Annotated in this window: 20 protein-coding genes; 9 read left to right on the top strand and 11 right to left on the bottom strand. The window is 73.5% G+C overall.

The genetic code is table 11. The annotated features are described in order from the left end of the window. The first annotated feature begins 12 nt into the window (after positions 1-12). From glf to PH189_RS02795, 4 genes are all read left to right on the top strand, one after another. Positions 13-1,209 carry a UDP-galactopyranose mutase gene (gene glf, locus PH189_RS02810; protein ID WP_274187232.1) on the top strand — a complete coding sequence of 399 codons (1,197 nt, stop codon included), beginning with the start codon at positions 13-15 and terminating at the stop codon, positions 1,207-1,209. Between the two features lie 208 nt (positions 1,210-1,417). Continuing rightward, positions 1,418-3,460 (top strand): glycosyltransferase, encoded by a 2,043-nt coding sequence (locus PH189_RS02805; RefSeq protein ID WP_274187231.1) that lies wholly within the window; start codon positions 1,418-1,420, stop codon positions 3,458-3,460. Positions 3,461-3,644: 184 nt separating this feature from the next. Next, positions 3,645-4,214: a DinB family protein gene (locus PH189_RS02800; RefSeq protein WP_274187576.1), complete on the top strand. Its 570-nt coding sequence runs from the start codon at positions 3,645-3,647 to the stop codon at positions 4,212-4,214. Positions 4,215-4,264: 50 nt separating this feature from the next. Next, positions 4,265-4,966: a hypothetical protein gene (locus PH189_RS02795; protein ID WP_274187230.1), complete on the top strand. Its 702-nt coding sequence runs from the start codon at positions 4,265-4,267 to the stop codon at positions 4,964-4,966. 7 nt (positions 4,967-4,973) lie between these two features. Here the strand turns inward: PH189_RS02795 and PH189_RS02790 are convergent, their stop codons facing one another. Then, on the bottom strand, positions 4,974-6,305 hold the full coding sequence (locus PH189_RS02790; RefSeq protein WP_274187229.1) for an MFS transporter: 1,332 nt from the start codon (positions 6,303-6,305) through the stop codon (positions 4,974-4,976). A gap of 421 nt (positions 6,306-6,726) precedes the next feature. Between PH189_RS02790 and PH189_RS02785 the strand changes: the two genes are divergently transcribed. From PH189_RS02785 to mscL, 3 genes are all read left to right on the top strand, one after another. Further along, a complete protein-coding gene (locus PH189_RS02785; RefSeq protein WP_274187228.1) occupies positions 6,727-7,032 on the top strand; it encodes a hypothetical protein in 306 nt (101 codons plus the stop codon). Between the two features lie 142 nt (positions 7,033-7,174). Further along, positions 7,175-7,492 carry a hypothetical protein gene (locus tag PH189_RS02780; RefSeq protein WP_274187227.1) on the top strand — a complete coding sequence of 106 codons (318 nt, stop codon included), beginning with the start codon at positions 7,175-7,177 and terminating at the stop codon, positions 7,490-7,492. 334 nt (positions 7,493-7,826) lie between these two features. Next, complete coding sequence (mscL, locus tag PH189_RS02775) at positions 7,827-8,273, top strand: large conductance mechanosensitive channel protein MscL (RefSeq protein WP_274187226.1); 447 nt, start codon at positions 7,827-7,829, stop codon at positions 8,271-8,273. Positions 8,274-8,285: 12 nt separating this feature from the next. Here mscL and PH189_RS02770 read toward each other — a convergent pair whose 3' ends face one another. Continuing rightward, the gene (locus tag PH189_RS02770) at positions 8,286-8,858 is read right to left on the bottom strand and encodes a GNAT family N-acetyltransferase (RefSeq protein WP_274187225.1); all 573 of its coding nucleotides are present in this window, start codon (positions 8,856-8,858) and stop codon (positions 8,286-8,288) included. A gap of 344 nt (positions 8,859-9,202) precedes the next feature. Here PH189_RS02770 and PH189_RS02765 point away from each other — a divergent pair, with 344 nt between their 5' ends. Next, positions 9,203-10,564, top strand: coding sequence for an acyltransferase family protein (locus PH189_RS02765; protein ID WP_274187224.1), 1,362 nt, complete (start codon positions 9,203-9,205; stop codon positions 10,562-10,564). 60 nt (positions 10,565-10,624) lie between these two features. On the opposite strand, the gene PH189_RS02760 is transcribed toward PH189_RS02765, so the two are convergent. The 6 genes from PH189_RS02760 to PH189_RS02735 form a co-directional block, all read right to left on the bottom strand. Continuing rightward, positions 10,625-11,839 (bottom strand): RNA polymerase sigma factor, encoded by a 1,215-nt coding sequence (locus tag PH189_RS02760; protein ID WP_274187223.1) that lies wholly within the window; start codon positions 11,837-11,839, stop codon positions 10,625-10,627. Beyond that, positions 11,839-12,195: a YciI family protein gene (locus PH189_RS02755; protein ID WP_274187222.1), complete on the bottom strand. Its 357-nt coding sequence runs from the start codon at positions 12,193-12,195 to the stop codon at positions 11,839-11,841. The genes PH189_RS02760 and PH189_RS02755 overlap by 1 nt, the downstream gene beginning before the upstream one ends. Positions 12,196-12,276: 81 nt before the next feature. Next, positions 12,277-13,032 carry a decaprenylphospho-beta-D-erythro-pentofuranosid-2-ulose 2-reductase gene (locus tag PH189_RS02750; RefSeq protein WP_274187221.1) on the bottom strand — a complete coding sequence of 252 codons (756 nt, stop codon included), beginning with the start codon at positions 13,030-13,032 and terminating at the stop codon, positions 12,277-12,279. A gap of 8 nt (positions 13,033-13,040) precedes the next feature. Then, on the bottom strand, positions 13,041-14,411 hold the full coding sequence (locus PH189_RS02745) for a decaprenylphosphoryl-beta-D-ribose oxidase (RefSeq protein WP_274187220.1): 1,371 nt from the start codon (positions 14,409-14,411) through the stop codon (positions 13,041-13,043). Positions 14,412-14,422: 11 nt separating this feature from the next. Continuing rightward, on the bottom strand, positions 14,423-17,500 hold the full coding sequence (locus PH189_RS02740) for an arabinosyltransferase domain-containing protein (protein ID WP_274187219.1): 3,078 nt from the start codon (positions 17,498-17,500) through the stop codon (positions 14,423-14,425). Continuing rightward, a complete protein-coding gene (locus tag PH189_RS02735; protein WP_274187218.1) occupies positions 17,484-20,636 on the bottom strand; it encodes an arabinosyltransferase domain-containing protein in 3,153 nt (1,050 codons plus the stop codon). The genes PH189_RS02740 and PH189_RS02735 overlap by 17 nt, the downstream gene beginning before the upstream one ends. 97 nt (positions 20,637-20,733) lie before the next feature. On the opposite strand from PH189_RS02735, the gene PH189_RS02730 reads away from it, so the two are divergent. Continuing rightward, positions 20,734-21,168, top strand: a complete 435-nt coding sequence (locus tag PH189_RS02730; protein WP_274187217.1) for a GtrA family protein — start codon at positions 20,734-20,736, stop codon at positions 21,166-21,168. 180 nt (positions 21,169-21,348) lie between these two features. Here PH189_RS02730 and PH189_RS02725 read toward each other — a convergent pair whose 3' ends face one another. The 3 genes from PH189_RS02725 to wzt all read right to left on the bottom strand — a co-directional run bounded on the left by PH189_RS02725 (position 21,349) and on the right by wzt (position 26,708). After that, a complete protein-coding gene (locus tag PH189_RS02725; protein ID WP_274187216.1) occupies positions 21,349-24,903 on the bottom strand; it encodes an arabinosyltransferase domain-containing protein in 3,555 nt (1,184 codons plus the stop codon). 90 nt (positions 24,904-24,993) lie between these two features. Then, positions 24,994-25,911 (bottom strand): galactofuranosyltransferase GlfT1, encoded by a 918-nt coding sequence (gene glfT1, locus PH189_RS02720; RefSeq protein ID WP_274187215.1) that lies wholly within the window; start codon positions 25,909-25,911, stop codon positions 24,994-24,996. Further along, a complete protein-coding gene (gene wzt, locus PH189_RS02715) occupies positions 25,908-26,708 on the bottom strand; it encodes a galactan export ABC transporter ATP-binding subunit Wzt/RfbE (protein ID WP_274187214.1) in 801 nt (266 codons plus the stop codon). Before wzt ends, glfT1 begins: the two co-directional genes overlap by 4 nt. Between the last annotated feature and the right edge of the window lie 13 nt (positions 26,709-26,721).

Raw genomic sequence — 26,721 nt, 5'->3', positions numbered from 1 at the left:
ACCGTCGAGGTCGTGAGCGCGGATCCGGATCTCGTCGTCGTGGGCTCGGGCTTCTTCGGGCTGACCGTGGCCGAACGGGCCGCCACCGAACTGGGCAAGCGGGTCCTGGTGATCGAGCGCCGCTCCCACCTCGGTGGCAACGCCTACTCGGAGCCGGACCCGGAGACCGGGATCGAGGTGCACCGCTACGGCGCCCACCTCTTCCACACGTCGAACACCCGCGTGTGGGAGTACGTCAACCGGTTCACCGACTTCACCGGCTACCAGCACCGGGTCTTCACGATCTACCAGGGCCGCGTCTACCCGATGCCGGTCAACCTGGCGACGATCTGCGAGTACGCGGGCCGCGCGATGAGCCCCGACGAGGCCCGCGCCTGGGTCGCCGAGCACGCCGCGGAGATCGACGTCGACGACGCCCAGAACTTCGAGGAGAAGGGCGTCGCGCTGGTCGGCCGCCCGCTCTACGAGGCGTTCTTCGCCGGCTACACCGCCAAGCAGTGGCAGACCGACCCGAAGGAGCTGCCGGCGTCGATCGTGAGCCGCCTGCCGGTGCGCTACACCTTCGACAACCGGTACTTCTCGGACACCTACGAGGGACTGCCCGTCGACGGCTACACGGCCTGGCTCGAGCGGATGGCCGACCACCCGCTCATCGAGGTGCGCCTCGACACCGACTGGTTCGACATGCGGGACTCGCTCCCGGCCGACGTCCCGACGGTCTACACGGGGCCGCTCGACCGCTACTTCGACTTCAGCGAGGGCGAGCTCGGCTGGCGGACGCTGGACTTCGAGCCCGAGGTCCTCACGACCACCGGCGACTTCCAGGGCACGCCGGTCATGAACTACGCCGACCGCGACGTCGCCTATACGCGCATCCACGAGTTCCGGCACTTCCACCCGGAGCGCAAGCACTACCCGACCGACAAGACGATCATCATGAAGGAGTACAGCCGCTTCGCCGAGTCCGGCGACGAGCCGTACTACCCGATCAACACCGCCGAGGACCGCGCCAAGCTCGAGCGCTACCGCGAGCTCGCCCGCAAGGAGGCGACGAACCGCCGCGTGCTGTTCGGCGGCCGTCTCGGGACGTACAAGTACCTCGACATGCACATGGCGATCGGGTCTGCGCTGACGCTGTTCGAGAACCGCATCGCCCCGTGGTTCACCGAGGGCGAGTCCTTCGACGGCGCCGACCTCGCCGAGGCCTGACGTCGTCACTCGTGCGGCCGCTTCGCGGGTCGTTCATGAGTCGACGGCCCCGACCCAGCCGTCGAAGGACGACCCGCGGAACTGCCCGTCCGGCCTGGTCTGCTGAGCGTCTCGGGAACCGGTCGACCCGATCGTGCGGGACGACGGCTCGTCCGACCCGCCGGGGTGCTCCCGGGTCCGGCGCCCCCTCGCGGCTACCGTCGTCGGTGTGACGAGCACGGTGGACAAGGGACGGCGCGGCGGCGCCACCGGGACGGTGGAGATGTCGGTGCGTCCCGCGGGCACGGCACTGCTGCAGCGCGTCATCCTGCCGCGCCCGGCCGAGCCCACCTCGGTCCGCGCGCTCTACCTGGACGAGGGCACCGCGACCTCGGTGAAGACCACCGCGCCGACCGCCCATCGTCCCGGGACCTACGACGAGACCGCCGACGAGTACGTGATGCACGTACGCCGCAGCGGTCAGCGTGTCGCCGAGGTCGTGTCCCGCACGGGCGTGCGCCTGCCCGAGCGCAGCGAGGTCTCGTTCGCCGCGTACTTCAACGCCTTCCCGGCCGCGTACTGGCGGCGCTGGTCGATCCTCGACGGGATCACCCTGCGGCTGCGGCTGCGCGGGCGCGGACGGGTCGACGTCCACCGCTCGACGGCGCGCGGCGTGGCCGTGCACGTGTCCGGTGAGGTCGTCGGCACCGAGGCGAACGACACCGAGCACGAGGTCGTCGTCCCCGTCTCGCTCGCGCCGTTCGGCGACGGCGGCTGGGTGTGGTTCGACCTCACCAGCGAGGGCTCGTCCCTCGAGCTCGTCGCAGGCGGCTGGTACGCCGAGCGCGAGGCGCCCGGTCGGGCCGCGATCGCGGTGGGGATGCCGACCTTCAACCGGCCGACGGACTGCGTGGCCACGCTGAAGGCCCTCGGCGACGACCCGCTGGTCCGCGACTCGCTCACCGCGGTGATCATCCCCGATCAGGGCACGTCCAAGGTGCGCGACCAGCCCGGGTTCGACGAGGCGGCCGCGGCGCTGGGCGACAAGCTGCGGATCATCGACCAGCCCAACCTCGGCGGTTCCGGCGGCTATGCGCGGATCATGTACGAGGCGCTGGAGAACACCGACGCCGAGCAGATCCTGTTCATGGACGACGACATCGTCCTCGAGCCGGACTCGGTGCTGCGCGCGCTGGCGTTCTCGCGGTTCGCCCGCGAGGACATGCTCGTCGGCGGCCAGATGCTCTCGCTGCAGGCGCGCTCGCACCTGCACGCGATGGGCGAGGTCGTCGACCGCGGCACGTTCTTCTGGCAGCTCGCCCCGCACACCACCGACGACCACGACTTCGCCGTCGACTCGCTGCGCGAGACGCTGTGGATGCACCGGCGCACCGACGTCGACTACAACGCCTGGTGGATGTGCCTGATCCCGCGCTCGGTGGCCGAGCGGATCGGGCTGCCGCTGCCGCTGTTCATCAAGTGGGACGACTGCGAGTACGGCCTGCGCGCCGGCAGCCACGGCATCCCGACCGCGACCGTGCCCGGCGTCGGGATCTGGCACCTCTCGTTCGTGGAGAAGGACGACAGCTCCGACTGGCAGGCGTACTTCCACGTCCGCAACCGGCTCGTCGTCGGCGCACTGCACGGCCCGGACAACCCGCGCGCGATGCTCGCGGACTCGCTCAAGCGCACGCTGCGCCACCTGTTCCTGCTCGAGTACTCGACGATCGCGCTGCACCACATGGCGATGCGCGACTTCCTGTCCGGGCCGAAGTCCCTGTTCGGCGCGCTGCCGACCGCCCTCGGCGCCGTGCGGGCGACCCGCGCGGAGTTCCCGGACGGCACGGTGCACCGCGGCGCGGACGAGGTGCCCCGCTCGGCCATGGGTGCCCGCGAGTCGCAGCTGTGGCCGAAGCCGCCGGTGGGCAAGGTCGCGCAGGTCGCCGCCCTCGCCCGCGGGCTCGCCCACCAGCTGCGCCCCGTCGACCGCGCCGCCCTCGAGCGCCCCCAGCGCGAGGTCCCCGCCGAACACAGCCAGTGGTTCATGCTGTCCCGGCTCGACGGGGCCGCGGTGACGACCTCCGACGGCTCGGGGGTCACCTTCCGCAAGCGTGACCGCGAGATGTTCTGGTCGATGCTGCGCGAGTCGGTGGCGCTGCACGCCGAGATCGCCAAGGCCTGGCCGTCGGCCCGCGCGCGCTACCAGGAGGCGATGGGCGAGCTGGTGAGCCGCGAGGCCTGGCGCGAGCAGGTCTTCGACCGCTTCCGCTGAGTCCGTCTGTGAGTGCAAGCCCTGCGTCCACGCTTGCACCCAGTGCCAGGAAATCCGCATCCTCGGGCGTACTCGTCGGGAAAGGCGGACCGAAGCTGTCCGCCTGGCTGCCTAACGTCGTCCTCATCAGGGACGACGAGGAAAGCAGGCCCCGATGACCGTCACCGCCACGCAGGAGACCCCGATGAGCAGCACCGACGCCGACGAGCGTGCCGACCTCCTCGCCGAGCTCGCCCAGGCGCGCCACTGGTTGGTCTTCCCCACCCGCGACCTCACCGACGAGCAGGCCGGGTCCCGGCCGACGCAGTCGCAGCTCACCCTCGGGGGGCTGATCAAGCACGTCGCGAAGGTCGAGGAGGGCTGGATGCGTTTCGCGGTCGAGGGCGCCTCGGCCGAGGAGGGCTTCGAGCTGCCCGAGGGGATGACGATCGACGACTTCGAGGGCTGGATCGCGAGCCTCGACGAGAAGCCCGCCTGGCTGGTCGAGCGCGAGAACGAGTTCAAGCTCCTGCCCGACGAGACGCTCGCCGGCGTCGTCGCGCACTACGAGGACGTCGCGGCCCGCACCGAGGCGACGCTCGCGACGCTGCCGGACCTCAACGCCCGCCACGAGCTGCCGAAGGCCCCCTGGCACGAGCCGGGGACCTCGTGGTCGGTGCGCCGCGTCCTGCTCCACATCATCGCCGAGACGACCCAGCACGCCGGGCACGCCGACATGCTCCGCGAGCACATCGACGGCGCGACATCCATGTGAGCTACCCCTCGGTACTGCTCGGTCACGGAGCCGGTGCCATCATGCCGGGCGTGACCGAGCAGGCCGGTGCGCAGCGCACCCAGGGCGGGACCGACACCGACGACCAGGAGAGCGCGGCCGGGGGCGAGAACACCGGGACGGCGAGCAGCACGGCCGACCAGGGTGCGAGCCCGACGGCGTCGTCCGACTCCTCGTCGTCCACCAGCGAGGGCTCGAGCTCGACCAGGTCCTCGGAGTCGACGACCTCCGACGACACCCCGCAGTCCCAGGACGCCGAGCAGGACCAGCAGAGCCGGTCGCAGGACTCCGGGCAGGACCAGCAGGAGTCCCGGCAGCAGGAGCCCCGGCAGAGCCGGTCGCAGGACCAGAAGCAGGACCAGCACGCCGAGCAGACCGACGGCGCCGACGCCCCGCACGGCCGCGACGAGCGCGCTCCGCGGAACGTCGGCGAGACGATCTGGAAGACGGCCACGATCCTCGCGACCGTCGTGCGGGTGATCGGCTACGTCCTCGCCGCCGTGCTCCTCGCGTCGATCGTGCTGACGATCGTCGGGGTCAACGTCGCCAACGGCGTCGCGCGGTTCATCGGCGGCGTCGCCGACACCGCGGTGCTCGGCTTCCGCGACCTCTTCGTGCTCGCGGACCCGATCTTCGCCTACGTTGTGAACTACGGCCTGGCGGCGATCTTCTGGATCCTCGTCGCGGAGTTCGGTGCCCGCCTGGTGCGCTGGATCGGGGCGCGCCTGAGCTGACGGCGCGTCACGTGCGGACGGCCTCCTCGCCGGCCGCCGCGCTGCCGGCCACCGACCGGACGGGGATCAGGGTCACGAGCCCGAGCAGGAGCACGATCCCGATCCCGAGGATGCCCCAGCGCTGCGCGCCGAACAGCGTGATGAACAGAGCGAACAGCGCCGGCGCGAGGAAGCTCACCGCGCGTCCCGTGGTGGCGTACAGCCCGAACAGCTCGCCCTCGCGCCCCGGCGGGACGAGGCGCACGAGATAGCTCCGCGAGCACGCCTGGGCCGGCCCGACGAACAGCGACAGGAACGTCCCTCCGATCCAGAACGCGGTGGGCCCGGACGCGAACAGCATGCCGCCGGCTGTCACGACCAGGGCCGCCAGGCAGACCATGATCACGATCTTCGGCCCGACGCGGTCGTCGAGCCACCCGCCGACGATCGCGCCGACCGCCGACACCACGTTGGCCACGATCGCGAAGATGATGACGTCGCCGGGGGTCAGCCCGAAGGTCCCCGACGCCAGCACGCCGCCGAAGGTGAAGACCGCGGTCAGGCCGTCGCGGTAGATCGCGCTGGAGACCAGGAAGCCCAGCAGGTTGCGGTCGTCGCGGTACAGGCGCGCCAGACGGCGGAACAGCAGCCGGTACGACGCCGCCCACCCGACCGCGGCCTCGGTGTCCCCGGGGGGTGCGGGGAACGGGAACCGCATCCGCAGCACCGGGATGGTCGCGAGGGCGAACCAGAGCGCGGCGAGGACGACGACGACCCGCACAGCCGTCCCCTCGCCCTCGAAGGCGATCACGGGCGAGTCCGACAGGAACAGGACGAAGCAGAGCAGCAGGAGCACGATGCCGCCGACGTAGCCCGCGGCCCAGCCGATCCCGGAGACGCGTCCGGTGCGTCCCGGGGGCGCGAGGCGGTAGATCATCGCGTTGTACTCGACCTGCGCGAGCTCGTAGGCGAACGTGCCGATGCCGAGCATCAGCAGCCCCCACCACAGGTACGAGGGCTCCGGCGCGACGAACGCCATGAGCGCCGTGCACACCACGATCACCGTGGTGAGCCAGCCGAGCCGGCGCTGCCGCCCGGTCTCGGCTCCCGCCGCGTCGCTGCGCTGCCCGTACACCGGCGCCACGAGCGCGACGAGGATGCCGGACACCGTGATCGCGGTGGCGAGCGCCGCCGAGCCGCCCGCCTCGTCGGCGGCGACCGAGCTCGTCAGGTAGACGGTGAAGACGAAGGTGGTGACGACGTGGTTGAAGGCGGCCGAGCCCCAGTCCCAGGTGGCCCAGGCCGCGAGGGGACGCCCGATGCGGACGGTCGACGCGGACGGCGTGGTCGAGGACGACACGCGCGAACGGTAGCGACAAGGGACCCGTCCGCGCTTGCTCCGGATGGGCGGGCGAGCGGCCCGAATGGGCCTGGCGCACCGCGACACGTGCCACCCACCGCCGTCGACGAGCCGCTCGGCGTTCGCCCGAAAAGAGCAGTCCACCACCCGTCGTGATCTTCGGTGAGTGCGGTGTGCACCCCGTAGTGGATCACTGGCCCAGATGATCACCCGCCGTCCGTGACGAGTACGGAAGCCTGCATGCCGATCACCTCATCAGGGTTCGGACGATCACGAGCGGGTGACCAATAGGCGAGATCCTCTGTGCCCGAACTGCTCGGTCATCAACCACTAATGTCCGCCGCGCGGCATTCCGGTGCCGCCGGTGAAGGCTTCTCGTCGCCGCCCCGGCACGGGAAGGACCATGCGAAAGGACATCACTGTGGGAATTCTCCGTAAGTCCGTGCTGGCGACCACGCTCATCGGTGCGGGCCTGGCCAGCACGACCGGCGCCGCCTTTGCTCACGAGGGTGGTCAGGAGGGATTCGCGAACGTCGACTCGATCCAGACGATCGTCCCGACGAACGCGTGCAACAACGACGTCCCGGTGAACGTGCTCGGCGTCCAGGTTCCGGTCCAGGACGTCGCCGGCACCATCCCGGTCCTCAGCCCGGCCGAGCACGGCAGCGAGCAGGCCGCCGGTGTCGCGAAGAACTGCGACAACGACGTCGCCGCCGACAACGACTGAGCAGGACCCACCCGCTCCTGGCAACACTTCGCGGCTCGGTGACGGGAGAGCAGGCGCGACCTGCCCTTCCACGGTCGGCCGCTGCTCCCCACGATCCCGTCGAGTTGCGGGGTCGACGACCTCAACCGAGGAGAACCCTGCTGTGAAGCTTCTGCGTCGCTCCCTGACCGCCACTGCTCTGATCGGCACCGGCCTGGCCTGCACCACCGGTGCGGCCTTCGCCGGTGAGCACCACGACCACGGCACCGAGCAGCACGGTGTGGTCAACATCAGCGATGTCCAGACGATCGTGCCGACCAACGTCTGCGGCAACAACGTCCCGGTCAACGTCCTCGGGGTGCAGGTCCCGGTCCAGGACGTCGCCGGCACCGTCCCGATCCTCAGCTCGGTGGAGAAGGGCAGTGAGCAGGAGGCGGGCGTCAGCAAGAGCTGCGCGAACGCCGTGGACGCCGACAACTAGGTCTCTCCACCGGTGCCCGTCGACCCCGTATCGGCGGTGCACCCCGCGGACGAGCACCCCCTCGGGCCGGTCGGCCCGGCCTTCCGGCCCCGAGGGGGCGCTCGGGCCGTGTGATCGCACGGACCCGCCCGAGGACGTGAGAGGTCCCCTCTCCGGACGAGTGGGTCCGGGCCGAGGACCCGGTGCGAGACCGCCCGTCGGGGGAGGGTCTCGCGCCGGGTTCTCCCCCGGCCCGTCCGGGAATCGCGACTCCCCAGCGTGGGCGGTGAGGGCACGCCGACCGGTGCCCCTATCCTTCGGCACGGAAAGCGATCCGTATGCCGGAGGAATAGACGTGCTCAAGGGATTCAAGGATTTCCTGCTCCGCGGGAACGTGGTCGATCTCGCGGTGGCGGTCGTCGTGGGCGCCGCGTTCACCGCCGTCGTGACGGCGTTCACCAACGCTTTCCTCAAGCCCCTGATCCAGGTGTTCTCCGGTGGGGGCGAATTCGCTGGTTCCTTCGTGGTCTCGGGCGTCGTGTTCGACTACGCGAGCTTCATCAACGCGATCATCACGCTCGTCCTCACGGCTGCCGTCATCTACTTCCTCGTGGTCATGCCGCTGAAGGTGGTCGAGGAACGGCGGCGCCGCGGCGAGGAGGAGGGCCCGGCCGACCCCTCCGACGTCGAGCTGCTCATCGAGATCCGTGACCTGCTCAAGGCCCAGGCCCGCCCGGTCCCGGGTGACGGCCGCGGCGACGCGGGTGGCGCCGGCGGGCGCATCCCCCAGCAGGACCGCTGAGTCCGGCCCTGCTCAGGCCGCGAGGTCCGCAGCGGCCGTGAACGTCGCCGGGTCGATCTCGAAGTGCACCGTCGACCAGGGGTCCGGGCGCGCGTCGTGCACCAGCACCGCGCCGGGGAAGTTCGACCAGAACGCCAGCGCCCCCGGGATCGACGCGTTCGTGTGCAGGCAGACCGGGTCGTAGCCCGCGTCGAGGGCCCATCGCGCGGCCCCGGTCGCGAGCAGCCGACCCACGCCCGAGCGGCGGTGCTCGGGGTCGACCCAGACCCGGCAGATCTGGCCGATGCGCCGGCCCTCATAGCGGCGAGCGAGCCACGTCGGCGTGAACTGCGGCTTCGGTCCCCCGGCGCGCACGGACGCGGTGCCCGCGACGGCGGGCCCGTCGGGCCCCTCGGCCAGGCACACCAGCAGGTGCGTCCCACGCGCGCCCAGGTAGGTGCCGGCGAGGTCGTCGATGTCGGCGTGCAGGCGTGGGTCGTAGCCGCCGAGCTCGCGCCCGAGCATGCCGCGCATGTGCCGCGCGACCGCGGGGAGGTCCTCGGGACGCACGGCGCGGACGACGGGCGGCGCGATCGCCAGGGTCATGGTCGGCACTGTTGCACAGCATTGGCAACGGAGGAACACCTGGAGGCGCCAGTCTCTCCGATCGGGCGGGACGTGGCGGTACGAACGGGCCCGGGCGGTGCACGGAGCTCCCGCAGTGCCGTCCGGAGGCCGACCCTCGACCCGGTGTCATCGCCACCCGCCGGTGGTTGCTCCGTTCGTGGCATGTGACGGACAGCGACAGTGCTGACCCCTTGTGATCCCTGATCGAACGGCACCACCCACCGATCCACCGATCGGAGTATCAGGTAGCGGCCACTCGGAGCCGTTAACCAGGTCGAGGGTCGGTGGATGCCGATCCCGCCGGTGGACGTCGGGGAGGCGCGATGCGGACGGTGGTGGGGCAGGACCACGACATCCCGTCGCCACGGGGCGGAACGTCGTCCCGCCCGACGGCCCCGGTGGGTCGGTCGGCCACCGTCGAGATCCCGGCGCTGACCGGGCTGCGCGCGGTCGCCGCGGTGTGGGTCCTCGTCCACCACCTGAGCTTCCTGCCCGTCACCGGCTACGCCGCGTGGTTCGGGCCGATCGCCCCGCTGCTCGCGGCGGGCCCGCTCGGGGTGGACCTGTTCTTCGCCCTCTCGGGCTTTCTCCTCGCCCGCTCCTACCTCGACCGCTGGCGTGGTGCGCCGGGGCCGCGGCAGGCGCTGGGCTTCGTCTGGGCGCGACTCGCCCGGGTGTGGCCGCTGTACGCGGTCGTGGTGGTCCTGGTCGGGCTGTGGTGCGCGGCGCGCGCCGTCCTGGGGAGCGACGGCGTCGTGACGTGGCAGGGCGCCCAGCCCGGCCTGGACCCCCTGAGCTGGTTGCGCCAGGTCACGATGACGCAGATGTGGGACTCGCCGGGCATCGACGGCGTGTCCTTCGTCCTGCCGGCGTGGTCGATCAGCGCCGAGTGGGCCGCCTACCTGGCCTTCCCGCTCCTGGCCGCGGCCGCCTGGTTCGTGCGGGGCTGGCCGCGCCCGGTCCTCGCGGTGCTGGCCGTGCTCGCGGCGATGCCGACGGCCGTCTTCGCCGTGCAGGGCGCACTGCACGGCGCGTTCGAGGGCTTCTGGGCGGTGCGCCTCGTCGCCGGCTTCAGCGCGGGCGTGCTGACCTGGCTGGTCGTGCGCCGGGTGCCGCGCACCCAGGTGGTCTCGCGCTGGGCGCACCGTGTGCTGGTGGTCGCCCTCGCCGAGATCGCGCTGGTCGTCTATTGGGCCGCCACCGCGCCGGCGACCGCCGCCGTCAGCGCCGACGCCCGCGTCTTCCTGGCCGTGCCGATGCTGCCGGTGCTGCTCGGCGCGCTGGCGCTCACCGACGGGCCGGTCGCCCGCGCCCTGGGCACCCCGCGGCTGCGGCACGGCGGGCGCATCTCGTACGCCCTCTACCTCGTGCACTTCCCCCTGATCGAGATGGCGCTCGTCGCCATGACGCGCATCCCCGCGCTCGCCCCGGACACGGCGGCGGCGGCCCTCCTGGTGCCCCACCTCGCGGTGGCGTCATTGCTGCTCGCGCATCTCGCCTACCGCTGGGTGGAGGAGCCCGCACAGGCCTGGATGCGGGACAAGGACCCGTCGCGGCGCCGGGGTAGCGCGCGCCGCGACGTCGCGGAGGTCCGTCGACCGGAGGCCACCCCGCACTCCGGTGGACGGACGGTCGGGCGGCGTGGGGGCAGCCACGCCGTCCGGCCGGCAGCGGCGGCCGCGTAGGGGCCCGGAGTGTCAGCGAAGTGCCGTCGCAGACGTTCAGTGTCCGTATCGGTACTTCGATCACCGGTCGTCGGAAGGCTCGAGCTCGGTGCGCCGGCGCGCCAGGTACCGCCGCTCGGTGGGGTTCGTGGTCAACGCCAGCGCGTCGTCGTAAGCCCGCGCCGCCTCGTCGCTCCGTCCGAGCCGGGCGAGCACGTCCGCGCGGGCCGCCGGCAGGTAGGGATAGCCGGCGAGGTCGGGCGCGAGGGCGTCGATGTCGTGCAGCACCTCGTCGAGGTCGGCGTGCTCGAGGCGGCTGCGCGCCGCCGCGCGGTTGAGCGCGACCACGGGTGACGGCCACCGTCGCATGAGGGCGTCGTAGGTCGTCACGATCTGCGCCCACGCGGTGTCCGACCAGCTCGGGGCCGTCGCGTGCAGCCCGGCGACGGCGGCCTGCAGAGCGAAGCGGCCGTGCCGCGGGTGCCGCAACGCCGCAGTCGCGAGGACGAGGCCCTCCCGGATCAGCGCGCGATCCCACCGGGACCGGTCCTGGTCGGCGAGCAGGACGAGGTCGCCGTCGGAGGTCGTCCGGCTCGGCCCGCGGGCCTCGGTGAGCAGGACGAGCGCGAGGAGCGCCGGCGGCTCGGGCTCGTCGGGTAGGAGCCGGACGAGCATGCGGGCCAGGGCCGTGGCGCGCTCGGTCAGCGCATCGTCGCGCAGCGCCCCGCGGGCCGCGACGTGTCCGGCGGTGTAGGCGAGGTGCACGACGGTCAGCACGGTGTCCAGCCGGGCCGGGAGGTCCTCCTCGGGCGGGACGCGGAACGGGATGCGCGCCGTCGCGATCTTCTGCTTGGCGCGGGTGATCCGGCGGGCGACGGCCGCCTCGCCCGTGAGGAGGACGGCGGCGATCGCGGGGACGTCCACCCCGCAGACGAGGCGGAGCGTCAGCGCCACCTGCGACTCGCGGGCCAGCGCCGGGTGGCAGCAGATGAAGACGAGCCGGAGCGGGTCGGTCGGCGGGGGATCGCCCTCGTCCGCGCCGCCCGGCTCCACCAGCAGCGGCAGTCTGCGGGCCAGGACCGCGTCGCGACGTAGCCGGTCGAGCGCGACCCGGCGGGCCGTCGTGGTCAGCCACCCCGCCGGGTTGTCCGGCGGGGTGGCCGACCAGCTCGCCACCGCGGGCTCGAACGCCTCCTGCGTGCAGTCCTCGGCCAGGTCGAGGTCGCGGGTCAGCCGAGCCGTCGACGCGACCACCACGGGCCAGGCCCGGCGGAAGACCTCGTCGAGCGCCGCCATCACACGCCGTCGGGCATCTCCATCACCGGGCGCACCTCGATGGTCCCGGCCGGGCACACCGCCGCGAGGTGCAGCGCGACGTCGAGGTCGGGGGCCTCGATGACGTAGAAGCCGCCGAGGGCCTCCTTGGTGTCGGCGAAGGGGCCGTCGGTGACCATGGGGTCACCCTCGCCGCGGCGCACGGTGCTCGCGGTCGACGACCGCTCGAGCGCCTCCCCGCCGACCACGCTCGCCCCGGCCTCGACCACGGCGGTCATGAACTCCTCGTGCAGCCGGAACTCGTCGACCACGCCCTGCTCGTCGACGGTGTCGTGCCAGTCCTCGGGGTCGTACATCAGGAACACGTAGCGCGCCACGGCGTCGCTCCTCCCACGTCCATCCGGTGCCGTCGTCATCCTGACGAACGACGGGCCCCGGATCGGACACCGCGACCCGAACTAGACGGGCAGGCGGCGGAAGATCGGGCGCGGGATGTGGCGCAGGACGGTCATCACCGCGCGCAGCGGCGCGGGCGCCCAGACCTGCTCCTTGCCCGACGACACCGCCGAGACGATGACCTCGGCGACCTTCTCCGGGGTGGTCGAGAGCGGGGCGGGCGACAGGCCCTCGGTCATCTTGGTGTGCACGAAGCCGGGGCGGACGACCGTGACGCCGATGCCCTCGCTGCGCAGCGCCTCGGTGAGGCCCGTGTAGAACGCGTCCAGCCCGGCCTTGGTCGAGCCGTAGACGAAGTTGGAGCGCCGGGCGCGCTCGGCGGCCACCGACGACAGCGCGACGAGGTGCCCGTGGCCCTGGCGGCGGAACTCCGCGGCCAGCGCCACACCGACGGACACCGCGGCGACGTAGTTGACCTCGGCGAGCTCGACGGCGACGTCGATGTCCTGCCAGGCCTTCTCCTGGTCGCCGAGCAGCCCGAACGCGACGATCGCGACGTCGATGTCGCCGCCGGCGAAGGCCTTGCGGACGGCCTCGGTGTGCACCGCCGCGTCGCGGGCGTCGAACTCGACGGTCTCGATCGTCGCGCCCGCGCGGGTGAGCCGGGCGGCGGCGTCGGCGAGCCGCGGCGACTGGCGTCCGGCGAGCACCACGCGCACCGGACCGCCCTCGAGGTACTTCTCGGCCGTGGCGAGGCCGATCTCCGAGGTGCCGCCCAGCAGCAGCAGCGACGAGGGGTGGCCGACAGCGTCGATCATGGTTCTCCTCAGGAGGTGAGCCGGAGGCGGCGCGACATGTCCGAGGCGAACACGCCGTCGGGGTCGGCGGCGTCGCGGACCTTGCGCCACTCGTCCAGCCGCGGGTACATGGCGGCGAAGGTGTCGGGATCGGTGCGCGAGTCCTTGGCGGTGTAGAGGCGACCGCCCATGGCCAGCACGCGCTCGTCGAGGGAGCGGCAGAAGGCGCCGAGCCCGTCGACGATCGGGAAGTCGACGCAGATGTTCCACCCCGGCATGGGGAAGGACAGCGGCGCGCGGTTGCCCTCGCCGAACTTCTTGAAGACGTTGAGGAACGAGACGTGCCCGGACTCGGCGATGTCGCGCACGATCGCCCGGAACTCGGCCTCGGCGTCCAGCGGGACGATGAACTGGTACTGCAGGAAGCCCTTCGACCCGTACGCCCGGTTCCAGTCCCCGAACAGGTCGAGGGGGTGGTAGAAGGCCGTCAGGTTCTGGATCTGGCCCCGCTTGTTCTTCGTCTTGCGGTAGTACAGCTCGCCGATCGCCGAGAACGTGAGCTTGTTGGCCAGGCCGTTCGGGAAGACGTCGGGCAGGTTCGCGAGCGTCGGGGCGTCGAACTTCAGGGGGTCGCTGCGGAGCTTCGTGGGCAGCTCGTCGAGCCGGGCCAGCGAGCCCCGTCCGAGCGCGGCGCGCCCCAGCTTCGACCCCGTGGAGATCGAGTCGAACCACGCCGACGAGTAGTCGTAGGCCTCGTCCGAGCCGTCGGAGAAGCGTTCGATCGTCTCGTCGAGGTTTGCGGTGCGCTCGGTGTCGGCGACGAAGTAGGCGGTCTCGGTCTTCGTCATCCGGACCGTCGCGCGCAGGATCACCCCGGTCAGGCCGATGCCGCCGACCGTGGCCCAGAACAGCTCGGACTCCACGCCGTCCGGCTCGAGGTGGCGGACCTCGCCGGTGCCCGTGAGCAGGTCCATCGACACGACGTGCTGGCCGAAGCTGCCCGCCGAGTGGTGGTTCTTGCCGTGGATGTCGTTGGCGATCGCGCCGCCGATCGTGACCTGGCGGGTGCCCGGCAGTACCGGCACCCAGAGCCCGAAGGGCAGGGCGACGCGCATGAGGCGATCGAGCGAGACTCCGGCGTCGAGGTCGACCAGCCCCGTCTCCGCGTCGACGGAGTGGATGCGGTCGCGGGCGGTCATGTCGAGGACGAGGCCGCCGGCGTTCTGCGCGGTGTCGCCGTAGGAGCGCCCGAGGCCGCGGGCGATGACCCCGCGGTGCCCTGCTCCGGCGATCGCCTCCGCCAGTGCCTCGGTGGAGGCGACCTCGTCGCCGGAGAGCACGGTGGCCCGACTCGGGGCGGTGCGCGCCCACCCGGCGAGCGTCTTCACGGAGCGAGGCATCCCGCGCGAGTCTAGGGGGTGTCCAGGACGGGGATTCCCGCGCGTCCCGTCCGGGTCCAACCGGCGACGGTCTCCTCGCCGACCTGCGGCGACAGGGCCCCGAGGGGCAGGCGCGGCACCCAGCGCGCGAGGCCGACGGCGTCGCGGGTCGGGTCGCCGTCGAGGTACACCGGCAGGCGGATCTCCTCGACCAGCAGCCGCGGGGTGAGGAACGGGCCGCCGGTGGTCGGGGCGACCTCGATCTCGCCGGTGTCGGCGAGGCCGGGCGGCGTCACGCGCCAGGGCGGGATGCCCGCCGTCCCTCCAGTGAGCGGCGGCGGGACGAGGCATCCGAAGGCGAAGGCGACGGGCCAGTCGACGAGCGCGGTGCTGCCGGGCGGGACGACGTCGTCGAACGGCACCGTGCGCGGCACCCGGGGCAGGCTGACGGCGACCGGGAGGTCGGGCGTGCGCCCGACGGGCGTCGCGGTCCGGGCGTCCTCGGCGTCGCGCGCCGCGCTCGTCGCCCGCACCCGGACCAGCGACGTGCCCTCGGGAGCGAGCGCCCGGAGGTCGCGCGGGGCGACGCCGCTCATCGGGCCGCCCGGGGTCTCCGCGATCGGTGCCTCGCCCGGCGACGCCGCGAACTCGAGGCTCACCGAGCCCGCCGACACCGACCCGCTCGCGGTGACGACCACCGGCGCGCGCCGCTCGCGCGCCTCGGGCGGCAGCACGAACCAGTCCGACCGCAGCTGCGCGGGGCCCTCGTCCGGCGACGTCACCGGCGCCGCCCAGCCCGGGAGCTCCGTCCCCCCGATCGCCAGCGGCACCGCGGCCGGCGTCTGCGGGGAGGTGGGCAGGAATCGCGTGCCCGGTGCAAGCCCTGCGTCCTCGCTTGCACTGGGTGCCAGGAAATCCGCTTCGTCGATCGAGGGCGGACCGGGGACCAGCACGCCCGCCCGGGGATCGGTCTCCACCGCGAGGTCCGAGGCCAGCCCGCAGGGGTCGCCGCGCAGGGCCGCGACGGAGTCCGAGCCGTAGCTGAACGTGCCGCGCCGGTCAGCGGTGACCTTGAGGAACGAGCCGCCCTCCAGCGCGATCACCGCGATCACGAGGACCAGCGCCACCGTCCCCGGCGCCAGCACCCGGGCCAGCCGGCGGGGCGCCCGTCCGCGCACGGCCACGAGCACGCCGAGCACCAGCGTGCCCACGATCGTCACCGGCAGCGCGATGTCGCCCAGTGCCACGCGGGCGATCTGCGGGGGGATGTCGTTCCAGAACACGCCCCACGCGGAGGCCCACGCCCACTGGTTGTAGCCGATGAGCACGAGCGTCGTCACGAGCCCGAGGCCACCCAGCACGACGACGAGGGCGGGCCCTCGCAGCCGCGCGACCGACGCCACGAGCCGCGGCGACCACAGCACCACGAACAGCGTCAGCACCGCCGTGCCGACACCCGCGAGCTCGCCGAAGTGCAGCGTCCACTTGGTCGGGCTGACGATCAGGGTCACCGGTCCGAGCGCCGTGACGGCGAGCAGCCGCCGCACCGGGCCCACCGCGACCCCCGCGCGCACCCGGACCGCGAGCACCGCCCACGCGACGGCGGCCAGCGCGAGCAGGGTCAGCAGCACCGCGAGCCGCGCCCCGATCCCGCCCTGCACGTTGCCCGGCTCCAGGAGCGAGGAGTAGCGCGACAGCTCCTGCCACCACGGCTGCCCGCCTCCGACGAGCTGGCGCACCCGCGTGGCCTCGAGCAGCCCCGCGAGCGACTGGTCGGCGGCCATCGGCAGCACGGCGACGGCCAGCCCGGCCACGACGACGAGCGTGCGGAACCACCCCTCTCGCCTACCGGGCCCCGCCCGGGCCAGCGCGGGCAGCGCCACGAGCAGCGGCGCGAGGCCCAGCAGCGCGCCCGGCGTCAGCGCCACCGTGAACCCCGCGACCACCCCGGCCCCGAGCAGCGGCAGGAGCGTCCGCGTGGCCACGGCCCGCTCCACGCACACCCAGACGGCCAGCACGCCCAGCGCGAGCCACGGCTCGGGGCGCAGCGAGAGCCCGAACGGCAGCCACCACGCCGCGAACGCCGCCGCGGCGACCCACGTCGCCCCCGGCCGGCGCAGGGCCGGACCGAGGCGGGGCAGGGCGTGGCGGCGCAGCAGGATCCAGATGAGCAGCCCGAGCACGGTCGCGGGGACGCGCAGCCAGAGCACCGACGGGGCCCCGGGCGCCAGCTCCGCCCAGGCCCGCGTGAGCTCGTAGAACCAGCTGAACGGCGCCTCGGGCGCGTTGAGCCAGCGGTAGACGTTGCCGGTGAAGCCGCTGGAGTCGCGCGCCCGCAGGATGCCCGCGATGTAGCCGTCGTCGACCGTCGCGGGGCCCACCACCGCCCACCCGGCGAGACCGAGGGTCACCACCGCGTCGACCGGCCGCGGTCGTGGCCGACGAGGACGGGCGAACGACCGCCCGTCGCGTCGCCACGCGCCGGCGGCCATCCCGGCGAGCCCGACCAGCACCCCCAGCCCGAGCAGGTACTTCAGCACGCCCGGGGTGGTCTGGAAGCGGGTGTCGGTGCGCAGCGACAGGGACAGACCGTCGGTGCCCGGCGCCCCGGTGACCACCGCGGCCACGACGGGACGGACGTCGCCCTCGCGGGACGCCACGACCCGGCCGTCGAGGAGGACCGTCGTCGCCGACGGTGTCGACGCCACGCCCAGCGTGCACGGGCCGCGCGGCAGGGCCACCGCGGCGAGGGCCTCGCCGTTGCTCGTCACCAGCGCGCCGCCCGGCACCGGACGGACGGTCAGCCCCCCGACGGGCGCGGACGGGGTGCCCGGCGGGGTGGTGGCCAGCGTCGTCGCCCCGGGCGGCGTGGCCGCGAGCGCGTCGCAGCTCACCGCGGCGTCCAGCGCCACCGGCTGGTACGGCATGAGCGGCAGCGCGGCGGCGGTCTGCCCCGGCGCCTGTGGCCAGGAGAACGTCACGACGGGCTGCGTCACCGGCGCGAGGGGGAACGCGATCGCGCACAGCAGCGTGAGCACGGCCGAGGCCAGGAGCAGCCCGGGACCCTGCCTGACGAGCCGGGGCGGGGTCGTCTCAGCCGAGGTACTCACGCCCCGAGTACTCCTCGGACGCCAGCGTCGCGAACCGCTCCAACCCGCCGCGGGAGACCTGGTCGACGCGGAGGTCGTAGCCGTCGGTCGGGTGGTCGTAGACGATCCGCTCGACGGTGCCCCACGGCAGCGCGGGCACCCCGCCGTCGGGGAGCGCGGAGAACGGGCGCACGGTGGCCCAGGTCCGCTCCGACTGGACCATCGTGCCGCCCCACGACTCGTAGGTCGGGTTGGTCAGGATGAACTCGGGGGTGTTCTCGGCGGCGTTGAGACGCAGGGTCGGGGTCGGGGCGATGCCGTCCTGGACGGAGACCTGGTCGACGCAGGGCCAGAGCACGACCGAGAGCTGGTCGGCGAACGCCCCGCCGGCGACCACGTCCGGGTCCGGCCGGGCGGCGGCGTCCACGAGGGTGCCCACCGGCTGCATGCGGGCCAGGTGCGGCGCCGCGGCCGCGAGGGCGCTCTCCGGCCCGGCGACGCGGTCCTCGACCACGACGCGCGCCGCGGTCGGGCGGCTGCCCGGGAGCTGCACCGGAACCTCCTGCCACTGCCGGGCGGTGAACCCGCCGACGGGCGTCGCCACCACGGACTCGGCCTCGACCGGCGCGTTCGGATCGCCGGAGCCGAACTGGACGACGACCCGCTGGCGATCGGGGTCGTTGCCCGCGACGGGGACGACGAGGTGGGTGGGCGCCTCGGGGTCGATCGGGTCGGTGACGGGCAGCGGGAACCAACCGGTGGTCAGGGTGCCGAGGCCGGTGACGCCGGGCGGCGGGATGGTGGGGTCGGCGCCGGGCACGAGCTCGACCTGGTCGTGCCACACCGGTCCGGGGTTGGGCGCCGGGACGGGGGACGGGTCGTCCGCGGCGAGGGCGAAGTCGCCGGTGCGGGTGTCCGGGGTGGTGGGTGTCCCGACGTCCTCGCGGGTCCGGGCCATCACCGTGGCCGCCTCGCCGAGGCCGCACCCGCGTCCCGCCAGCGCCTGCATCTGGCTGCCCGCGACGCTCCAGCCCGCGCCCTGCCACACGGGCGCCAGCACCATCACCGCGATCAGCAGCCCGACCAGGACCGTCGTGGCGGTGACGAGCACCGCGCGCTCGGGGGTCACGCCGTAGGTGCGCTTCTTCGCGCGGCGCCGCCACCACAGCCAGGCGGAGGCGACCACCGCGACGAGCAGCCACCACCAGACGTCGCGCAGGTAGAACTGGTCCCAGTGCGGGGCGAACTGCTCGAGGTCGAGCATCGAGATCTCGATGTCGAGGTGGTCGCCGAAGGGCTGGCCGCGGTCGCTGTAGGGCTTCCAGGTGTTCGGCCCGGCGAACCCGAGCACGGTCGCGCCGCTGATGAGCAGCACGGACGCCCCGCTCACGAGCGCGCCGGCGCGACGGGGCAGCGGCGAGTGCAGCAGCGTCAGCGCGAGCAGCACGGTGGCCGGTGCCGCGACCGCCCCGAAGTGGTTGACCCACTTCGTCGGGCCGAGCGCGAGCAGGCCCAGCGCGACGGCGGTGGTCACCGCGGTCGCGAGGGTGGCGTCGCGCAGACGTCCGCTGCCCGGGCCGCGTCCGCTGCCGATCGACACGACGACCAGGAGCACCACCGTGAGCAGCACCGGCAGCCGGCGTCCCCACGTCCCGGTCTCGATCATCGTCCGGTAGTGGGCCCACTCCTCGTACCAGGGGAAGGTCAGGTAGTACCAGCTGTGGACGTCGGTGGCCTCGATGACGTCACCCAGGGTCGCGTCGCCGAAGCCGATCGGGATCGCGATCGTCCCGGCGGCGATCACGGCCCCCGCCGCGCCGAGCCGCGAGCGCCAGCCGCGGGCCACGAGCCAGCGCCACAACCACGGCAGCGCCACGACCACGGGTGCCGCGGCCACCAGCCCCGACGGCGAGACGCTCACCGCGAGCGCGGCGAGGGCCGTCGCCGGGATCAGGGGACCGACGGCCTGGCGCCGGCGCGCGAGCTCGGCGAGCACGAGCACGCCCGCGGACAGCGGGACGATGACGACCTCCGGCCGCAGCGCCATCCCGTACGGCAGCCACCACGCGAGGTGCGCGAGCAGCAGCGCCCACGCGACACCGGGCAGACGTCCGGACCGGCCGAGCAGGGTGACCAGCAGGGTCCGCAGCAGCCACCACGTCACGAGGCCGAGCAGCAGCGGCAGCAGGCGCATCCACAGCAGGCCCCAGCCCGGCAGCCCGATCGCGACGCCGAGGTGGCCCCAGAGCGCCATGAGGTACTGGGACAGCACGAACGGGTTCTCCGTCGTGTTGAACATGTAGATCTGGTTGCCGATGTAGCCCGTCGGCGTCGCGGCCCGGGCCATCGCCGTGTACCAGGAGTCGTCGTTCTGCAGCGGCCCGAGCACCACCCACGCCGCCGAGACGAGCAGCACGACGGCGTCCGCCGGGTGGAACCGTGGTCGTTCGAGGCCGGGTCCCCGGCCGCGCCACCGCCGGACCGCCATCCACAGCGTCGCCGCCAGCGCGAGCGCGTGGAGCACGAGCAGGACGAGCTTCAGGGTGCTCGGGAACGACGCGTACCGGTCGTCGGTGTGCACGGTCGCGGCGAGGCCCGGCGTCCCCGGCGCGTCGGTGGCGAGCTCGGCGACCTGCGGCACGAGCGCGCCGGGCCGGTCGACGAGCAGCTGCCCGTCGCGCTCCACCCGCGTGCCCGCCTGGTCGGCGACGATCCGGTAGGTGCAGTCGCCCAGCGGGAGGAGCTCGTCGAGCACCGTGGCGCCCGAGCTCGTGATGACGACGCGGCCGCCGCTCGTGCCGGCCGTCAGTCCCCGCCCGGGCGTGCCGGCGGACTCCGGCTGGGTGCGCAGCGCGTCGCCGCCCGGACGCAGCGCGGCGCACGGCACGTCGGCGGTCATGCTCAGCGGGCGGTAGGGCGTCAGCGGCAGGCTCGTCGACGCCGCCGGCGTGCCGGCCTTCGGCCAGGTGACGACGGGGTCGTCCGCGATCACCGGCGCCAGCGGGATCGCGAGCCCGAGCACGACGGTGAGCGCCGCCAGCGCCGCGAGCCACCAGCCGGCGGCGCGCGAGCCGCCACGACGCCCGGGACCGGTCTCGTCGCCGGGGGCGTCGGGGGCCGGGCCCGGCCGGCTCTCCTGCGCTGCCACCACGGCCATGGGTTGCGACGATATCGACGCGCCCCCGGTGCGCTGACAAGGGCCGACCCGGCGGGGCCGCTCCGTGGTGCCCGGTGCTCCCTCGTACCCTCGAGCCATGACCGCGGCCGAGACCGGCGAGCGCCCCGCCCCCCTGGGGCTCAAGGCGCAGCTCGTGCGATTCGTGGCGATCGGCGCCGTCGCCGCCGGCGTCGACCTCGGCGTGTACGCCGGACTCCTCGCCCTCGGCGTCTGGGCGCCGCTGGCCAAGGCGGTGTCGTTCATCCTCGGCACCACGACGGCCTACCTGCTCAACCGCCGTTTCACCTTCGCCTCGTCCTCCGGCGGCGCGGGGAAGTTCCTCGGCTTCGTGCTGCTCTACGGCTCGACCTTCGCGGTCAACGTCGGCGTCGCCAGCCTCGTCCTGGTCGTCATGGACGCGCCGTCGATCAACCCCGGCGCCCTCGCCGGTTTCCTGTCCTGGTTCATCGCCCAGGCCTGCGCGACGACGATCAACTTCATCGTCATGCGCACCGTGATCTTCCGCGACTGAGGTCGGCGCGAGGTCCCGCCCCTGAGACGAACGCGCGCGCATCCGGACGCCAGCGAGCCGACGTTCGGGCGAGCGAGCGCGGGGCGTGTCCACTGCCCGAGGGCGAACGGGGATCGTGCGCGGGTAGAAGCGGCGAACCACAGGTGAAGCACGTCGACAGGGCGTTCGCCGCGGGCGAGCTCAGCGCTCCGGCGACGGGGTCCCGGGCGGCGGGTCGCCGATGGGGCCGGGGGTGAAGGTCCCCGAGATCGTCCGCTCGCCGCGGGTGACCGCCGGCGCGGCGGCGTTCGGGGTGTAGGGGTCGAGGCGCTCGACGATGCCCCAGTCGCGCTGGGGCTGGCCCTCGAGGTAGGTCGGCAGTTCGGTGCGCCGCTCGAGGATCTCGATCCACCCCAGCGGCCCGCCGGCGTTGGAGGACGACCAGTTCACGCCACCCGGGCGCAGCTGGCTCGCGTCGCCGATGAGGCGGTAGCGGGCGACCTCGGCGATGCCGTCGCGCACCTCGAACGGCCGCAGGCAGGGGCTCGCGAACTGCACGGGCCACTCGAGGTAGCCCGGGTTCTCCGGGCCGAGGATCTGGGTCAGCGGCACGAGCTGGGGGCCGCGCATCGGCGCGATCGCCAGCCACCCGTCCGGGCCCAGCGCCCGATCCTGCGCGATCAGCCGCACCTCGTCGGCCTGTGCCCCGGGGCCGCCGGCGAGGTTGAGCCGGATCTCGCGCCACCCCGGCTCGCCGAAGCGGCCGTCGTCGATCGGCTGCTGGCCGAGGATGCGCACGCGCCCGTCGGGCAGGCGGTCGGCGAACTGGATCGTCAGGAAGTTGCCGCCGTTGAGCCGCCCGGCGACGGACAGGACGAGCGGGGTGGTGCCCGCGCGGAGGTCGTCGTCGAGCGAGTACCAGTCGGTGCGCAGGACGCCGGTGCCCGTGCCGGCCGCGTCGTAGGAGCCGATCGCCTGGTCGGCGAGGCCGTTGCGCAGCGAGTACTCGTAGCCCGAGACCCCGGTGCCGCCGCCGACCGGCGGGGTCGCGCCGGCGGCGGTGAACCCGCTGTTGCCGGGCTGGGGGTCGACGAGCTGGGCCTCCGGGGCGGACGCGGGCACGGTGTTGGCGGGCAGCGGCGCCGGGCTCGGCTGGCCGGGCGTGACCGCCCCGGGGGTGGTGGAGGTCGTCGGCGGCGTCGTGGTCGTCGTCCCACCGCCGTCGGTGCCGCCCGCGCCCTCCCCGGCCGACGACCCCGAGCCGGCCCCGTCGGCGGTCGTGGTGGTCGGGGTCGGGGTGGCCGGGGCGACGGTCGGCAGCACGCCGGAGGCGGCGGTGATCCCGGTCGGCGCCGGCGCGACCGGCAGGACACCGGCGACCGTCGAGCCCTCGACGCGGACGCGGTCGGCGAGGCCACAGCTGTCGCCGAAGGGGTGGTCGAGCACGTCGCCGCCGAGCGAGAAGCTGCCGGCCTGGGCCTCGATCCCGTCGGTCATCGAGACCATCTCGAACGCGAGGAGCCCGGCACACACCAGCGCGATCGGCGCCGAGCCGATGCGCAGGGCCCGGGCACGGCGCTCCACGCTCGACCCGCCGCGGGTCGCCCGCAGCTTGTCGATCGCGTCCTTCGGCGGGGCCAGCACCGCCCCGACGGCGGCCGAGGCGGCCGAGGGCTTGGCGTCGTCGTCCTCCGGCGGCCGCGGCACGCCGCGCACGTGCTCGATCCCGGCGGCCGCCAGCAGGATCACCGACACCAGGAGGCACAACGAGTAGACCGGCCACGGCTCGACGAGGCCGTAGGCGAACGGCCAGCCGTCCCAGAAGGGCGGGCCGCCGTTGAACGGCACGCCCCAGTTGTTCGTGTACCACCAGGTGTTCGGGCCGGTGAATGCCAGCGCCAGGATCGCGAACAGGGCGGCCAGGAACAGCAGGCGGTTGCGGCGCGAGCGCAGGACGTCCGACGACGTCGCCAGCGCCGTCAGCGCGGCGATGCCGGCGCCGAGGGCGGCGAAGGCGCCGAAGTGGTGGGTCCACTTCGTCGGGGTCAGAGCGAGTACGGCGAACGCGATCACCGACGAGCCGATGAGCCGCTGCGACGGCCCGAGCGCGGCGCCGGCGATCTTGTCGCGGCGCAGCAGCACCACCATGCAGACGACGATCCCGAGGATCAGCAGCAGCACCGGGAAGCGGCGCGCGAGCGAGCCGTCGGCCGCCGTCCCGAACAGGGACTGGTAGCGCACGACCTCCTGGAACCACGTCCAGTTCGGCCCGAGCAGGGTGCGCAGCCGCGTCGCCTCATAGACCGCGGCCCACGTCTGGTCGGAGAAGATCGGGACGAGCACGAGCAGGCCGGCCGCCGAGACCGGGGCGAGCACCGGCAGCCAGCCGCCGAAGCGCACGCGCTCGATCACGAGGCGCCACAGCGGGCGGGCCGCGGAGAGGAAGGGTGCGACGGCGATGAGCCCCGTTGGCGTCGCCGCCACCGCGAACGCCGCGGCGAGCAGCCCCAGCGCCACCGGCGCCAGGCGGCGGGTCGCGACGCCGCGCTCGACGGCGCAGAAGGCGAGCAGGGCGGCGATCACCACGACCGGCTCGGGGCGCAGCCCGTTGTTGTAGGGCAGCCAGAAGGCGAGGAACACGCCCGCGGCCGCCCAGGCCGCCGCCTTCGACCGCCGGACCTGCTGGCCCAGGCGCGGCAGCAGTTCGCGGCTGATGAGGATCCAGGAGGCGATCCCCATGATCAGCGACGGCAGCCGCAACCACAGGATGGAGTCTCCGAGGCGGATCCAGAGCGCGTAGAGCTCGTAGAACCAGCCGAACGGCGCCTCGGGGACGTTGAACCAGCGGTAGTAGTTGCCGATGTAGCCCGCCGACTCCCGCGCCCGGGCGATGCCCAGGATGTAGCCGTCGTCGGAGGTCTGGCTGCCGATCACCGCCCACACCGCGAGCACGACGGTGACGACGGCGTCGCGGCTCGTCGGCCACCACCAGCGCTTGGGCGCCAGGCGCGGCGCGCGCCGGCCCGCGCGGACGTCGAGGGCGTGCAGGGCCCAGACGCCGCCGCCCGCGGCCAGCACCGCCAGGAGCCCGGCGAGGATCTTCAGCGTCGTCGGGCTGGTCTCGAAACGGGTGTCCGGAGTGATCGACACCGCGACGCCTGCGACGTCGTCGCGGTCCTGGTCGAGGTCGGAGTAGATGCCGACGACCTGGGGACGGGCGTCGAACGGCAGCCGGATCTCCTGCCCGATGCCGAGGTCGACGAGCGTGGAGCCGGCGTCCGAGACGATGCGCACCGTGCAGTCGCCGGGCGGCACCGCGGCGGCGGCCATCTGCTGCCCGCGGTCGTTCAGGACGAGCTGGCCGTTCTCGACGGTCAGGCGCATGCCCACCGAGGGGCCGTCCGGCGAGAGCGGCGGGTACGTCGAGAGCACGTTCGCCGCAGGGCCGGTACGACCGTCGAGGTCCTGGATCGCCCGGCAGGGGACGGTGACGCTCATCGTCTCCGGCCGGTAGGCCACCAGCGGGGCGTCGACCGGACGGGTGCCGGTGGTCGCGCTCGGCCACGAGATCGTGGCGGTCTCCTGCACGACGGGCAGGAACGGGAAGAGCAGCGCCAGCACCGTGCCGAACAGGCCGAGACCGACCGCCGTGAAGCGCAGCCATCGCGGCCCCCGGGTCGGACGACCCCCGTCCGGGGTCTCGGAGTCGCCGCTGCCCGGGCGCGCCGGACTGACGGCCTGTTCCGAGGTCAGCACGCGGCGAGGTTAGTCCGGGCGCCGGTGGGCACCGTGAGGTGGACCATGCTGTGGCTCATCGATCGGGTGACCCCTGGGGCGAGAGGGACGTCAGCGACGCAGGAAGCGCTCGCGACGTCCGAGACGGACCAGTGACAGCCACTCGCGCAGCGCGGCGGGATCCCGGCGGGAGACCAGGAAGTACCAGGCGAAGCGCAGGTGCTCGATCGCCCCGAACCGCCGCAGACCCGGCTGGGCGAGGAGATAGCCACGGTTGCGGTACGTGTAGTAGCGCTTCGTGGCGTCCCCCGGATCCTGGGCATGCAGGCGTCCGCCGAGCATCGGCTTGAACTCGGCGGAGCCGTCGGGGTGGACGTAGGCCGTGGTGAGGCAGATGCCGTAGGGCAGCCCGGAGCGGGCCAGCCGGCGATGGACCTCGACCTCGTCGCCCCGGACGAACAGGCGCAGGTCGGGCACTCCGATGACGTCGAGGGTGCTCGCGCGGAACAGCGCGCCGTTGAACAGGTGCGCGATGCCGGGCAGCAGCTCGTCGTCCCCGTACGCGGCGAGCTCGCTGCGGCGCCGCATCCAGTGCAGGCCCTGGCGCAGCGGGAACGCCAGTCGGTCGGGGTCGTCGATGTCGGCGATGACCGGGGAGACCTCGGCCAGCCCGCGCCGGCGGGCGACGTCGAGCAGGGTCGCCAGCACGTGCTCGTCGACGGGCCTGCCGTCGTCGTCGGCCAGCCAGAGCCAGTCGGTGCCCCGCGCCAGCGCGGTGAGCATGCCGAGCGCGTAGCCGCCGGCGCCGCCGAGGTTGTGGTGCGACGGCAGGTAGGTGACGGGCAGGCCGCAGTTCTCGACGACCTCGCGGGTCGCCTCGTCGGGCCCGTTGTCGACGACGATCAGGTGGTCGGGCGGGCGGGTCTGCTTCGCGACCACCGCGAGCCCGTCGACGAGCAGGTCGGCCCGGTGTCGGGTGACGACGACAGCCGTCACGGTCTCGGCGTCGGTGCCGTGCGGTGGGCTCACGGCCCGGTCACGCTCGCCCGCTCGAGGCGCTCGATCGTCTCCGGGCTGAGGTTCTCGAACACGTCGCGCCCCTTGTAGTGGCTGACCACGTCGCGCAGCGGGCCCTGCTCGCGGATGACCCCGCCGTCCATCCAGATCGCGGTGTCGCACAGCTCGACGAGGAACTCGTCGGAGTGCGAGGCGAAGACGAGCATCCCCGAGCGTCCGACGAGGTCGCGCAGGCGGTCGCGCGCCTTCTCGAGGAACGCGGCGTCCACCGCGCCGATGCCCTCGTCGAGGATCAGGATCTCCGGGTCGATCGAGGTGACGACGCCGAGCGCGAGCCGCACCCGCATGCCCGTCGAGTAGGTCCGCAGCGGCATGTTGAGGTAGTCGCCGAGCTCGCTGAAGTCCGCGATCTCGTCGACACGGCGCTCCATCTCGCGGCGCGTCATCCCGAGGAACAGGCCGCGGATGAGGATGTTCTCGTAGCCGGAGATCTCGGGGTCCATGCCCACCGCGAGGTCGAATACCGGCGCGACGCGGCCACGGATGCTCGCGCGCCCGCGGGTCGGCTCGTAGATGCCGGCGAGCAGGCGCAGCAGCGTCGACTTGCCCGCCCCGTTGTGCCCGACGAGCCCGACGCGGGCTCCCTCGCCGAGGGTCAGGTCGATGTCGCGCAGGGCCTCCACCACGGGGACCTTCTGCTCGCTGATGCGCCCGCCCGCGCGCCCGAGCACGGACTTCTTCAACGACCTGTTCTTGGCGTCGAAGATCGGGAACTCGACGGACGCCCCGCGGACCTCGATGCTGACCATCAGATTTCTTCCA

It is taken from the genome of Actinomycetospora chibensis (assembly GCF_028737215.1).
In the GTDB taxonomy this organism is placed as follows: domain Bacteria; phylum Actinomycetota; class Actinomycetes; order Mycobacteriales; family Pseudonocardiaceae; genus Actinomycetospora; species Actinomycetospora chibensis.
The sequence above is the reverse complement of the archived record's forward strand: the minus strand, read 5'-3'. Positions and strand labels throughout refer to the sequence as shown.